Source organism: Marilutibacter chinensis (assembly GCF_021725675.1).
Classification (GTDB): Bacteria; Pseudomonadota; Gammaproteobacteria; order Xanthomonadales; family Xanthomonadaceae; genus Marilutibacter; species Marilutibacter chinensis.
On record NZ_JAKJPO010000003.1, the window covers coordinates 440,249 to 452,248 of the forward strand.

The 12,000-nt window shown below is 63.6% G+C and carries 13 protein-coding genes; 1 reads left to right on the plus strand and 12 read right to left on the minus strand.

Translation table 11 applies throughout. From position 1 onward, the window contains the following. Positions 1-272 precede the first annotated feature (272 nt). Together L3V18_RS07600 and L3V18_RS07605 are read right to left on the minus strand one after the other, a co-directional pair. A complete protein-coding gene (locus L3V18_RS07600; protein ID WP_237054071.1) occupies positions 273-1,412 on the minus strand; it encodes a Tle-like phospholipase domain-containing protein in 1,140 nt (379 codons plus the stop codon). After that, the gene (locus tag L3V18_RS07605; RefSeq protein ID WP_237054072.1) at positions 1,409-1,990 is read right to left on the minus strand and encodes a hypothetical protein; all 582 of its coding nucleotides are present in this window, start codon (positions 1,988-1,990) and stop codon (positions 1,409-1,411) included. The genes L3V18_RS07600 and L3V18_RS07605 overlap by 4 nt, the downstream gene beginning before the upstream one ends. Between L3V18_RS07605 and L3V18_RS07610 the strand changes: the two genes are divergently transcribed. After that, positions 1,989-2,204 carry a hypothetical protein gene (locus tag L3V18_RS07610; RefSeq protein WP_237054073.1) on the plus strand — a complete coding sequence of 72 codons (216 nt, stop codon included), beginning with the start codon at positions 1,989-1,991 and terminating at the stop codon, positions 2,202-2,204. The two genes, L3V18_RS07605 and L3V18_RS07610, sit on opposite strands and share 2 nt — an antisense overlap. Before the next feature lie 4 nt (positions 2,205-2,208). On the opposite strand, the gene L3V18_RS07620 is transcribed toward L3V18_RS07610, so the two are convergent. From L3V18_RS07620 to L3V18_RS07665, 10 genes are all read right to left on the minus strand, one after another. Further along, positions 2,209-4,107, minus strand: coding sequence for a peptidoglycan-binding protein (locus L3V18_RS07620; RefSeq protein WP_343226316.1), 1,899 nt, complete (start codon positions 4,105-4,107; stop codon positions 2,209-2,211). 102 nt (positions 4,108-4,209) lie between these two features. After that, positions 4,210-4,986, minus strand: coding sequence for a hypothetical protein (locus L3V18_RS07625; protein ID WP_425493492.1), 777 nt, complete (start codon positions 4,984-4,986; stop codon positions 4,210-4,212). Between the two features lie 169 nt (positions 4,987-5,155). Next, positions 5,156-5,317, minus strand: coding sequence for a hypothetical protein (locus L3V18_RS07630; protein ID WP_237054075.1), 162 nt, complete (start codon positions 5,315-5,317; stop codon positions 5,156-5,158). A gap of 22 nt (positions 5,318-5,339) precedes the next feature. Continuing rightward, positions 5,340-6,602: a Tle-like phospholipase domain-containing protein gene (locus tag L3V18_RS07635; protein ID WP_255783820.1), complete on the minus strand. Its 1,263-nt coding sequence runs from the start codon at positions 6,600-6,602 to the stop codon at positions 5,340-5,342. Next, complete coding sequence (locus L3V18_RS07640; RefSeq protein ID WP_237054077.1) at positions 6,599-7,168, minus strand: hypothetical protein; 570 nt, start codon at positions 7,166-7,168, stop codon at positions 6,599-6,601. The genes L3V18_RS07635 and L3V18_RS07640 overlap by 4 nt, the downstream gene beginning before the upstream one ends. A 186-nt stretch (positions 7,169-7,354) precedes the next feature. Further along, positions 7,355-8,494, minus strand: a complete 1,140-nt coding sequence (locus L3V18_RS07645; protein ID WP_237054078.1) for a hypothetical protein — start codon at positions 8,492-8,494, stop codon at positions 7,355-7,357. Continuing rightward, positions 8,491-9,132, minus strand: a complete 642-nt coding sequence (locus tag L3V18_RS07650) for a hypothetical protein (protein ID WP_237054079.1) — start codon at positions 9,130-9,132, stop codon at positions 8,491-8,493. Before L3V18_RS07650 ends, L3V18_RS07645 begins: the two co-directional genes overlap by 4 nt. Positions 9,133-9,227: 95 nt before the next feature. Continuing rightward, complete coding sequence (locus tag L3V18_RS07655; RefSeq protein WP_237054080.1) at positions 9,228-9,755, minus strand: DUF4189 domain-containing protein; 528 nt, start codon at positions 9,753-9,755, stop codon at positions 9,228-9,230. A 103-nt stretch (positions 9,756-9,858) separates the two neighbouring features. Next, on the minus strand, positions 9,859-11,064 hold the full coding sequence (locus L3V18_RS07660; protein WP_237054081.1) for a TrbL/VirB6 family protein: 1,206 nt from the start codon (positions 11,062-11,064) through the stop codon (positions 9,859-9,861). Positions 11,065-11,143: 79 nt separating this feature from the next. After that, positions 11,144-11,941, minus strand: coding sequence for a hypothetical protein (locus L3V18_RS07665; RefSeq protein WP_237054082.1), 798 nt, complete (start codon positions 11,939-11,941; stop codon positions 11,144-11,146). Between the last annotated feature and the right edge of the window lie 59 nt (positions 11,942-12,000).

A 12,000-nucleotide genomic window follows, 5' to 3' on the forward strand; every position in this document is an offset into this window, starting at 1 on the left:
ATCAGACACTCCCTTGTTACGCGGTTTGACGTCATCGCGGCCGTTGCCGCCGGAACCCGACGCCTTGAGAACAACGATTGTTGACGGCCCCGTTTCCGCCCGCAGGCGGAAACGGCGGCCTCGTTGGCAGGAATCTTTCCAACCGCCTTGCCGGACCGTCCCGAAGCATTCCCCAACACCCCGGACCGTCCACCCTGCCGATGCATCGCAAGGCCCCTCCCCTTACAGCTTGTCGAACTGCGCCTGCGTCGCCATGACGCTGCGCGTGGCGATCAGCGCCCCATTTCCATCTGCTGCGGCTGATGGGCCTGATTCCGTATCAGCTCGTTCTCCTGCTCGCGGCCCGGTTCCATCCGCTCGCGATGCGCGGCCACCTCGCGGTCCCAGGACTCGCGGGTCGCCGGATCGACCTGGCCTGCCAGCAAGCGGTCCAGGCGCGAGTGCGCGTCGGCGGCCGCCGGGCTGCGCTCCCTTTCCTCCCGCGCGCCCTCGCCTGCCGGCACCGGTCCACGCAGCCAGTCGACGCCGTCCTGCACCCAGCCGGCCGGCCCACGACTGATGTTGGTGACGCCACGGCGGAGATCTTCGACATCACCGCGGTAGTCGCCGATCATCCGCTCGTGCTCGCCCGCGAGTCGCCGTGCTTCCGGGTCGCGCAGACTCGACACGTCGGGGCGACCGTCGCCGTCGACGTTCAGGAAGTGATGCATGCTGTGGGCGCCGAACGAGCGCCCCGCGGCCACCAGCGGCAGATCCGAAACCAGCGCATCGACGATGCGGTTGTCGTGGTAGCCGCTGGTGTGGAGGCGGCCGATTTCGTCCGGCTGGGCATAGATCCGGACCTGCCCGTAATGCGGGCTGGCGGCGCTGACCGGGTCGGTCGCCATCACGTGGTTGACGACCTGGTCGCCACCCTCGGGAATACGCCGGTTCAGGCTGACCGCGCCGTAGGCGTTGAAGGTCTCGCCGCGGAGGTCGTAGTGATGCGCGGTGACCTGGGCCAATGCACCGCCTAGAGAGTGTCCGGTGACGCTGACCTCGGGGGCGTGGCCGTAACGCTCGACCATCGCCGGATCGCTCGCGTATTCGCGGGCACGCCGTGTAAGCCCGATCGCGTCGTCAACCTGGGCGTTGTGGCGCGATACCACCATGCCCGCATCGGTCAGGCCGTCCTGCAGCGGCTCGCGGTCGAACTCGGTGCCGCGGTGGGCAACGACGATCTCGCCGGTGTCCACCCGCTGATAGATCGTGCCCTGGTATCCGTTGCGCGGATTGTCCACATGATCGAGCACCTTGTAATCGATCCCCTCGATCTCGATGACCTCCTGCCGTGCGGCCAACTGTGCCATGTTGCCGTGGCGATCGTAGGAATGGTCTGCCAGGTTCGCATACTGCTGGCTATTGATCGTCATGGTGTCGCCTCCTGCGTAGTAAGAGTGATTGTAAACGTATCGTCATCCGTGAGATACGAAGCCATCTTCGAACGATCCGTCTGACCCGAGCTGAAAGGTTTTTCCAGCTTGGTTTCCGGATGTCGTGGATAGCTTTGCTTGGTGTAGTAGATCGTTTTCTCTTCTCCAGCCGCCAGCTCGCGTCCGAACATGTCCGCCATGAACAGCGTCTCGCTGTCCGCACCGGTGGCCTTCAGCTGGACCTGCACGTTGAGCAGCTTCCAGTGGCACACGCCGCGGCCGTGGTAGTCCTCGTCGATCATGCCGTCGGTGAACACGGTCGCCACGTACTCGCCATCGGATTCGCGCACGAGTTCGAACGGAATCATCTGCATCGGCACCGGCGATGTGTGTCCACCCGGGTTGTCCTTCGGCGGCGGCAGGCATTCGGTGTTGTCGACGTTGAACTGCATCGTGCCGTGCACCCAGCCGAACGCCCCCGGGGCATTCTCGATCCGCACCCGCAGGCGGCGCTTGTGCTGCGGATCCGGATTCTCCCGGTACTCGGGCTTGCTTTCGGGCGTGGGCGTGTCGTTCATGGATGCACTGCATGCGGCCGTGGAGGACAGGAGAAGAACCGACAGCGCCGCTGCCCACCGGTTCTTCGACAACGTTCCGTTTTTCGAAATCATGTATCCGGACATCGTGCTTGCGGGAATCGTGCGCTCAGACATCGTGCACCTCGCGACCGCTGCCAGCGTCCGTGCGGACGGGGAAACCGGGGCCACTGACGCGTCCAAGGCCCCTCCATGAGCGATCAACGCCCATGTCCCGCCTGCGCCTGCTGCTCTGCCTGAAGCTGGATGTCCTGGTCCTGCGCCTCTGCCGCACGCTGGCGATTCGCGGCGACATCGCGTTCCCAGGCCTCCTTCGCGGCCGGGTCGACCTGGCCGGCCATCAGGCGATCCAGGCGCGAACCGGCGTCGCTCCGCTCGGCCTGCTGTCCGGCGAGTGCGCCCAGCGTCTGCGGGCCGGCGATGCCGTCCACCTTCAGCCCGTTGTCGCGCTGGTAGTCGCGCAGCGCGTGCTCGGTGTTCGCGCCGAAGTTGCCATCCAGCGCCAGCGGTCGACCGTCGCGGCCGGTGTAACCGCGCTCGTGCAGGTTCTCCTGCAACCGGCGGATATCCTCGCCCCGCTCGCCATTGCGGAGCACGTCATCGGCCATCGGCTCTCGGGCCCTGGCCGACAGTTGCCTGTCGAGAGCTCCCAGGGTCTGCGGACCGGCGACGCCATCCACGTCCAGGCCCTTGTCGCGCTGGTAGGCGCGCACCGCGTGTTCGGTGTTCGCGCCGAAGTCGCCGTCCAGCGACAACGGCTGGCCATCGCGACCGGTGTAGCCCAGCTCACGCAGGTTTTCCTGCAGGCGCTGGATCTCGGCGCCGTTCTCGCCCTGACGGAGCAGGCCGTCGGCCATCGCGCCGCGGGCGCCCGCCTGCGGCGGGGTCGGCCCGGTTTCACCACGATCGCGGGACTGCCCCCGGTCCTGCAGCAGCTCGCGCGCTTCCAGCAGCGGGTCGCTGGCGAACAGCTTCACGCCACGCGCCTGCTTGCCGGCCAGATAGTCATCCAGCGGGGACAGTTCGACGCCCTCGCCGCCGCGCGACTGGCTCGCCATCAGCTCGCCGGTGCCGGGGTCGCGGACGACCATCACGATATGGTCGATGCCCTTGAAACGACCGGCGTCCCAGGACTTGGCGCCGTTGTCCTCGCCGATCACCATGCCTTCCCTGAGCGCGCCGAGGGTGACCTGGTCGCCGGTGAGCAGGACGCCCGACCGCTCCTGCGCCTTCTCGACGATCGCGGCCGCCGAGTCGTAGCCGGGGCTGAACCGGTCCTCGCGCCCGAACACCTCGCGGCCGGCCTTGCCGTTGATCTCGTCCATCGTCGCGTTCTGCATCGCGACGACCCAGCCCGAGCAGTCGACCCGGCCGCTGTCGGGATTCTTGTCGCCGAACCCGTACCGCACGTGGTCGTACCTGAGGCTCATCGCATGCGCGGCCTCCAGGGCGATGCCCGCCGCGGCCGGCTCGGGCACGCGTTCGGCCGGCGTCTGCGCCACCGGCTCGATGCCCTTCTCCGGAATCCGCACGCGGTCGAACTTCGTATCCCAGTATTCGACGAAGGTGCTCGCCATGTCGCGATCCGACATCTGCCGGAACTCGGCGTAGCTGTGGCCGGTAATGGCCTCGATGTCGCGCGAGCTGACGTTGTTGATCAGGTTGGCGCGGGTGCTCTCGAGCCGGAACTCGCCGGTGGCGATCGCATGCTGCAGCGAGCGATAACCGCCCGCGCCCTGCTGGTGCGCCAGGTACATGTCGAGCCCGTCGGGTTCGGGATTGCCCGACAGGTATGGGCGGCCATCCCGCTCCTGGCGGTTGACCAGCTGCTGGCGGTTGTCCAGGTACAACTGCGCCGCCGCGTCGGTATTGGCCACGGCGTCGAACTCGCGGCCGGCGATGCCGTACTGCGCCGCGGTGCCGGGGACGAACTGGAACAGGCCCTTCGCACCGGCCGCGCCGCGCGAAGCGTGCTCGTCGAACCGGCCGCCGGTCTCGATGTAGGCGAAGCGCAGGAAGTCGTCGCGGGGAATGCCGCGCTCGTTCGCCTCGCGTTCGATGATGTCCAGGACTTCCTGTCGGGTGTAGTCACGGTCCATTTACTGCTCCTTGAGAATGTTGATGCGCGGTCTGGCCGCGTTGCGTCAACCGGGCGAATCCTTGCGCCTTGTGTTCTCGGTCAACCGGGTGGAACGGAGTAGTCACAGGTCCTTCGTCCGATACTTCTTGTCCTCGGCGTCGAAGTGGTACTCGACGGCGTCGGACGGGCCGAGCGCCCGCGTCTTGCCGGGCCCCTCGATAATGGTGCCATCGCGCACGACCCTGAGTACCGGCATCGGGCCGACGTCTGCAGGGACGAACTGCAGTTTGCCGGTGCTCTTCACGCAGGGCAGCGTGCCGCCCTCCTCGTCGCATGCCGCGGCGTTGTCTTCACCGGCGAAGACATTGCCGACATAGCTCCAGTGATGCTCATCGACCGGGATCTCCTCGGCCGGATTGAACACGAACATGTCGAAGGAATCGATGCGCACGCCCGACTGCAGCGACCAGGTCGGCACCGCGAGCAGCAGGCGTCCGTCCGATGTCGGGAACTCCTGCGCCTTGCGCCCCTCGTCGATCGAGTTGCCCTTGTCGTAGGCGCCGAATTTGCCGATGTACGGTTCCGCGCCGACGAAGCTCCAGGGCTTGTCGGCGTTCTCGTCGACCAGCTGGAAGGTGGCGTGCGAAAGGAAGACCTGGTTTTCCGGGCCGGACGCGGTCTCGTCCCCCGGGAAGACTTCCCGGGTGGCATGGGCAAAACCGGTGAAATAGCGCTTGCCGTCGAGTTCGAACGAGTGGCCGTACCAGTAGGTCACCCACGCGCCGTTGGCGATCTCGTAGGAGGTCGCGCCGTCACCGTCCTTCTGGTAGATCAGGTACAGGACGCTGTCCGGTGCCGGCGGCACGACGACGTGTTGCTGGGTCTTTTCTTTTTCCATTCCTACAACATCCTGCTCAGTGGGGGAGTCGCCGGCAACTTCGGCCGCGACCGTAGACCCGCCGTCCGGCGGGCGTTCCGCATCGCAAGCGGCCACGGCGATGGCCAGGGCAAGCGACACCATCATGGCGAGAGGGGACATCGACATACCCGATCGCGGTTTCATCTGTTCACACTCTCGTGTTGATGGAGCGGTCCGAAAGTGGATTCGCGGCTGGAAACATGCGCCTCCCCGGCCCGTTTTTACTTACACAATCAAGATGACCAAACGACTGCTTCGCTTTGCAGCGGCGAGCCACGGCGGGTGACATGTGGCGGACGATCTTCTTCATTCTGCCATCCCGCCTTGCGGACTCATCGTGCCATGCCGGCCGGCTCGGCCGTCTGCTGCTGGTTCCGCTGTTGCAGGACATCCTGTTCCTGCGCCGGGTCGGTGCGCTGGCGGTGCACGGCCAGCTCGCGATCCCATTCCTGCTGGCGGGCTGGATCGATCCCGCCCGCCAGCAGGCGGTCCAGGCGCGCGCCTGCGTCCGCGCCGGCGCGCAGCGGAGGACCGCCCATCTCGCCCCGCGGCAACGAGTCCGGCCACTTCAGCGGCCCGTCCGGATCGAACAGTCCCGAACCTCCGCGATACGGACGCGCCCGCGCCGCTTCACGCGCCTCGCGATCCGCCTGCTCACGGGCTTCCCGTGCTGCAGGCTCCCCGGCCTCGACCGGTCCGCGCAGGCGGTCGATGCCGTCCTGCAATACACCGCCCGGGCCGCGAAGGACATTGGCCAGGCCCTGCCGCATCCCCTCGACGTCTTCACGGTACTTCTCGATCATCGGAGCATGGCTCCGGGCCAGCGCCTGTGTGCGCGGATCCGACAGCACCGACCGATCCGGTCGGCCATCGCCGTCCACGTTGCGGAAATAGTGCATGTCGTGCGAGCCGATTCCATCGATCGCCGCGCCGAGCATGTTGCGCGGATCGAGGAGCCGCGAGTCGTTGTTCGCGTACCCGCGATCTCGCAGCATCTCGATCTCCTGCGGCATCGCATACACCCGCACCTGGCCGTAATGACGGCTGCCCGAGCTCACCATGTCCGCCGCGGTCACGTGATTGATCATCCGGTCGCCGCCTTCCGGAATCCGGTAGCTCAGACTGACCGCACCGTAGGCGTTGAAGGTCTCCCCACACAGGTCGTAGTGATGCGCGGTGATCTGCGCCAGCGTGCCACCCAGGGAGTGGCCGGTGGTGGTGACTTCAAGTTTGTCACCGTATGGTCCCGCCACCATCGGATCCCCGGCAAGTTCCCGAGCCCTCTTGGCCAAAGCAAGCGCATCGTCAGCCTGCAAGTTGGTACGCCCAACCACCATTGCACCATCGGTCTTGATCAGGTCCTGCCAGCGTTCGCGCTCGAACTCGGTGCCGCGGTGAGCGACGATCAGTTCGCCGCTGTCCATGCGCTGATAGATCGTTCCCTGATAGCCATTATCTGGGTTGTCGACGAAGTCCAGCACCTTGTACCTCACGCCCTCCAGCGTGACTTCCTTGTTCACCAGGTCCCGCATCTCACCACTGCGGTCGTAACTGTGCTCCGCGAGTTCGGCGTAGTCCTGCGAGCTCATGCTCATGGCGCGGCCTCCTCTGCCACCAGGGTAATCGTGAAAAGGTCTCCATCCTTAAGGTATGAAGCCATTCGAGAGCGATCCGCTTGACCGAAGGTAAACGGCTTATCCAGTGTCGATTCGGGATGCCTGGGATAGCCCTTCTTGATGAAGTAGAGAACAGTCGGGCTACCCGCTAGAAGTTCATCTCGACTCAGGCTGGGAATGAACTTCGTCTCGCCTTCCGCGCCGGTTGCCTTCAGCTGCACCTGGGCCTGGATCAGCTCCCAGTGGCACACACCGCGTCCGTGGTAATCCTCGTCGACCATGCCGTCCGCATACACGACGCCCGTGTATACGCCATCGGATACCTGGGTCAGCTCGAACGGGATGTCGTGGGTCGGTACCGGCGAGGAGCGCCCGCCCGGATTGTCCTTGGGCGGCGGCAGGCACTCGCGGTTGACCACGTCGTACTGCACGGCACTGACCATGACCTGGAACGGGCCCGGCGCGTCGTCGATACGCATCGTCAGCCGGTAAGCCTGCTGTGGGTTCAGGTTCTCTCGGTACTCGGGACGGGGTTTGTCATTCATGGGTGCACTGCATGCGGCGGCGGAGAACATCAAAAGGGCCGACAGCATCGCTACCCATCGATCCCTATACATCATCCATGTCCTTGAAGATTGAAGAATTCAGGCAAAACAACGAATAGCCGTTCCTGTTTCAAGCGAGCCCACGGCTCAAGTCCGACACTTCATCTCAGGTCTGACCCTAAAAAATCAGTTCTTTCCCAAATAGTATTGCTGCCCCCACTCGTCATCAATTTCACCAGGAACTGCAGCAAAGCTGACCTCCCGATAAGATGCCGCAGACAATACCTCAGCGAGCCTCGGACTCGGAACGCTGTAGTTTGGCGCACTCATGTTCAACTCTCGTTTCCGTCTGTTAGGACCCAGCATGTCCTCGGTCAGACCCGCACGCAGGTCATCGATCGACGCCGCGATCCTTTGCATGGCAAACCCACTCAGATCGCACTTGACATCATCCCCGGCACCTGCCTCACATGACGCGTCGTCAAACCACACATTCGGCGGCCTTGCGAACACTCCATCGACAAGAACCACTTCACCTGCCCGCAGCTCAAACGATGCAAAGTCGCGATCCAGGGAGATCGACGCATTGACAGCGGGCCTGTCCACCTCCTTCACGGTCGGCTGGTACCCCGCAGGCCGAGCCACGCGCTTCTGCGCCTCCATTGCACTGCTGGAAATGCAATGACCGCCAACAGTGGGAGTGCAATAAGTCTGGAGGCGGTACTCATTCCATGAAATTTCGTCCTTCCACTCCTGCGTCCATTCATGGGCAGCATATGTTCCATTGCTCAGGTAAACCACTCCGATCCCTCTTGAACGGACTGGCTCCTGGGCCAGCTCCATCCCGTCCAAACTTGCGTTCCTCGCAACGTACCTGACAGCCTTGAGGCTGTACCTGCCTGGCCGCTCCACCGATACCAGGTAATCTCGACCATTGACTCGAACCTGCGTGGCTCCGAGCCAGGTAAGCGAGTAGCTTCCTCCCTCCTGGCTCGGGTTTTCCCAAAGCACATTCAGGCCGTCCTTGCCGCGATACCCTCCGCTGCGAGCCGCGTCACTGAAAATGGGGGACAGCACCACCGACTTCCCCATGGCGAGCTCATTTTTGAGGCGCTTGGCGAGAGCATCCATCTGCTCGATCTCTTTTTCAGGATCGACAGAGAACATGCCCACACCCAGGTTATATGGCGCGGGCCGATGAACACCGCACCCGGAAAGCACTAGTGCGCCGATCAATAGAAGCGGCAGCGAGCCAGCTTTGATCATGACGCCTGCTCCCTTCGAATTAATCGCGTTGCCACAGTCCTCGTGCGAGGTCACGCTCATGATGCTGCCTCCTCCGGGGCCAATGTGATCGTGAACAGCTGCCCCCGCATCTCGGGCTTGTACCCTTCAGCGCTGGACCCACCATGATCAGGGTAGTTCTCAATCTTCGATGCGGGGTAGCCGCCTTTCCAATAATGGACTGTCGTGGATGCACCAGACTGAAGCTCCTCACCGCTCAGACTGGCGATGAATTTCGTCTCATCTTCAGCACCGGTCGCCTTCAGCCGCACCTGGGCCGGATCCCAACGACAGACGCCGCGCCCGTGACAGTCCTCGTCGACCATGCCATCCCTATACACGACGCCTGTGCACAAACCATCGAATACCTCGGCCAACTCGAACGGGATGTCGTAGGTCGGCACCGGCGAGGAGCGCCCGCCCGGATTCTCCTTGGGCGGCGGCAGGCACTCGCGGTTGACCACGTCGTACTGCGCGGCACCCACCATGATCCGGAACGGACCCAGCGCATCATCGATGCGCATCGTTGGCCGGTAAGCGTGCTGCGGGTTCGCGCTCTCGCGGTACTCGGGCTGGGGCTTGTCGCTCAGGGATGCACTGCACGCGACGGCCGAGAACATCAAAAGGGCCGGCGGCACCGCTGCCCATCGATCCCTCAACATCGCGCCTCTTGGCGACATTCCCTATGCTCCATCAAGCCCGTTTCAAGGGGCACCACATGCTGTAGCCGGCTTGAGCATCCTTGCTCGAAGTGGCAACCGGGCAATTGCTCTCGTTAATAACGGTGAAAGACCGGCTTGGAGCAGGCAGAGTAATAGAGTTCACACTCTTCACTATCCTTCCTGCAGTCGCTCATACCCTGATCGATAGCTTCATCCTCGGTTTCCGCATTCGACAAAGTGAACTCATTTTCTCCCAAGATCATCGCAGCGCACTGATTATCAAAAGCGAACGGCTTACTTCTACATGCCCCCCCCCCTTTTGCTTCGCAGTCCGCTATCGCTAAACGCTCCGCCTCTTCCTTGCTGCTCGCCCCCACTGCTGCACCCAGCACCCCGCCCACCGGCGAAGGCGCCAACGCTCCCCAAGTCGTCTCCCACCAGCCCGTGGGCTGGGGCGGAGGGGGCGGCAGTTGCTGCTGCATCTGCTGTTGTTGGGTCATGTACCCCAGTCGATTCTGCTCAGCCGCATGGTTCTGACTCTGGACTCGCTGTTGCTGCTGGTGATACTGATTGTTGTTCATCTGAGCATGAGCGCTACCCGCTGCCAGGAGAACAAGTAACAGTGGTACCTGAAGTTTCATGTCTGCCTCCCTCGCCACCCATGGCGACGCTCTCTGCCAAAGAGCCTACGCTGCGTTGTAGGCAAATGTGGCTGAGCGCGGTGTGAATCCGACACCCATCACATCATCCACGGTCCCGAGGTGACGAGTCCCTTCGGATTGCATCATCCGCGGTGGACTGACCAGCCAAAGGTCCTGTTTGGGTTCGGTGGAAGTCCCCCATCGAATCACGGTCCGTATTTCTCGCAGTAGTAGCTACTGGCTGCATCGGCTGATAAGCCGGAGGCGCTCCATAGCCACCACCGCCACCACCGCCACCACCCGAGTACGCCCCCATCTGCGGCGGACCGGTGTTCAGGTGCGCGCCCATCGTGGCATAGGCGCTGAACTGACCGAGTGAGCCCTGGAAGAAGTTCGCCGCCATCGGGGGCACGGTCAGTAGCAACAGGGTCAGGATCAGACCCATGCCACCCTGTTGCAGCGCGCGGCTGCTGTAACCCATCGACTCGCCGCCCAGCAGCAGGGTTCCGATCGCATCCGACGTCCACATGCCGGCAGCGACGTCCGTCACCATCCGCAGCGCGATCGACGTCATCGCGGCCAGCACCGCCATGCTGAACATCGTGCCGATCCCGTACAGCAGCCAGCGCTGGAACAGGCTCTTGGTCGCATTGAACAGCAGGCACAGGATGAAGATCGGACCCAGGCCGATGAACAGCGCCATCGCCACCTGGTACATCAGCAGCAGCGCGCCGGCCACCAGCGCCGGGCCGCCGGTGCCGACCCCGACCATCGCGATCGCACGCTCCTTCTCGTTGCCCGCATCCAGGTCGCCGCCGGTTTCCAGCACGTCCAGGCTCGACATCGCCACCTGCATCCAGCCCAGGTTGCTGTCGATCTCATCTTCCGGCGAACCTTCCTCGCCGGTGATCACCCAGTAGATCCCGTCCTTCATGTCGGTGGTCACGTAGCGGGTGATCGGCTCGTCGAAGGCGCCGAACGACACCGCCGCGGTCACGATCAGCACCGCGCGCAGCGTACCGGTCATCATCTGCATCAGCGGCTCGCGCATCTGCCCGGTGAGGACGCGGTAGCCCTGCACGAACACCCACAGCGTCAGCAGGGTCAGCGCGACCAGTTGCACCAGATCCATCACCCGGCCGATCACGCCCTCGCCGAACACCCGGATGTCATGCTCCAGGCGGTCCAGTACGTACTGGAAGAACACGAAGTCGCCGAAGTCGTCGATCAGAGACGCCTTCGGCATCAACCAGTCCCATGCGCCCTGGCCCAACAGGCCGGTGAAGATCTCGAATCCCTGCATCGTCATCTGCATTGTTTCCATCGCTGTGGCCGACCGCTCCACGGGTGTGTTTCGGCGTGCCTATTGCATCGTTCCCGCACAGGCGTCAATCGTCACATTGGCCGCCGCCGCACAACGCCTGGTACATCACCGCCGTGGCGGCAACCTTCGTCAGCAGGCCGGAATGGCCGCGCATGGCCGCGCGGCTCAGCGTGCCCTGGTTGATCTCTATCGCCTTTGCAAAGGTGTCATAGGCTTTCATCCGGGCATCGAACTCCTCGTTCGACTTGGCGATGTCGCCCTTGACCTTCTGCAGCTTCGCCGAATAGGCGTTCATCTCGCCCTCGGTCTTCTGCCCACCGGTAAAGCTGTTGCCAGCCTGGTTCAGCTCCTGATGCATCTGCGGCATGGTCTCCTGCAGATAGGCCACCATCTCGTTGTACTGCTTGTTGCGCATCCGCTGCAAAGAGGCGCAATACTCCCAGCGCTTCTGCTGGGGATTGTCCGACAGCGTGAAGCCGGTCATCCTGCCGAGCACGCCTGCCACGCCGCCGCCGTAGGCGTCGCCACAGCGCTCCTGCACCATGTAGTTTTCCTCGACCGGCTCCAGCGGCGTACCCTGCGGCAGGCCGAACGCAGACTGCATGTTCTGGATGTTGGACAGGAAACTGTTGTACTGCTGGGTGAACTGCTGGGCTTCTTTGAGCCACTGCTGCCCCTGTTCGCCCCAGCGAAGAGCCTCTGTACCGAACTCCTGTACTTGCACGGCGATATGCCCCACATCGACTACGGGAATACCTGAAGACACCGCGTTACCCGAACCCAGCAGTCCACCCAGGGCCAGTGCCAGTATGGCCAGCCGCTGTTTGCCGGTTCGCCGACGGGAGGGGAATGCGTTCTTCATGGTCGTGCTCCCTGGATGTCCTGATGTTGGGGTGTGACTCTTGTCGCTGGAAAACATGG

What these genes read in the sequence shown, in the direction of transcription:
- L3V18_RS07600 (WP_237054071.1), bottom strand. Translation starts at nt 1,412, where the DNA reads ATGACGATCAATAGCCAGCAGTATGCGAACCTGGCAGACCATTCCTAC.
- L3V18_RS07610 (WP_237054073.1), top strand. Translation starts at nt 1,989, where the DNA reads ATGGATGCACTGCATGCGGCCGTGGAGGACAGGAGAAGAACCGACAGC.
- L3V18_RS07605 (WP_237054072.1), bottom strand. Translation starts at nt 1,990, where the DNA reads ATGAACGACACGCCCACGCCCGAAAGCAAGCCCGAGTACCGGGAGAAT.
- L3V18_RS07620 (WP_343226316.1), bottom strand. Translation starts at nt 4,107, where the DNA reads ATGGACCGTGACTACACCCGACAGGAAGTCCTGGACATCATCGAACGC.
- L3V18_RS07625 (WP_425493492.1), bottom strand. Translation starts at nt 4,986, where the DNA reads ATGGAAAAAGAAAAGACCCAGCAACACGTCGTCGTGCCGCCGGCACCG.
- L3V18_RS07630 (WP_237054075.1), bottom strand. Translation starts at nt 5,317, where the DNA reads ATGAAGAAGATCGTCCGCCACATGTCACCCGCCGTGGCTCGCCGCTGC.
- L3V18_RS07635 (WP_255783820.1), bottom strand. Translation starts at nt 6,602, where the DNA reads ATGAGCATGAGCTCGCAGGACTACGCCGAACTCGCGGAGCACAGTTAC.
- L3V18_RS07640 (WP_237054077.1), bottom strand. Translation starts at nt 7,168, where the DNA reads ATGAATGACAAACCCCGTCCCGAGTACCGAGAGAACCTGAACCCACAG.
- L3V18_RS07645 (WP_237054078.1), bottom strand. Translation starts at nt 8,494, where the DNA reads ATGAGCGTGACCTCGCACGAGGACTGTGGCAACGCGATTAATTCGAAG.
- L3V18_RS07650 (WP_237054079.1), bottom strand. Translation starts at nt 9,132, where the DNA reads ATGTCGCCAAGAGGCGCGATGTTGAGGGATCGATGGGCAGCGGTGCCG.
- L3V18_RS07655 (WP_237054080.1), bottom strand. Translation starts at nt 9,755, where the DNA reads ATGAAACTTCAGGTACCACTGTTACTTGTTCTCCTGGCAGCGGGTAGC.
- L3V18_RS07660 (WP_237054081.1), bottom strand. Translation starts at nt 11,064, where the DNA reads ATGACGATGCAGGGATTCGAGATCTTCACCGGCCTGTTGGGCCAGGGC.
- L3V18_RS07665 (WP_237054082.1), bottom strand. Translation starts at nt 11,941, where the DNA reads ATGAAGAACGCATTCCCCTCCCGTCGGCGAACCGGCAAACAGCGGCTG.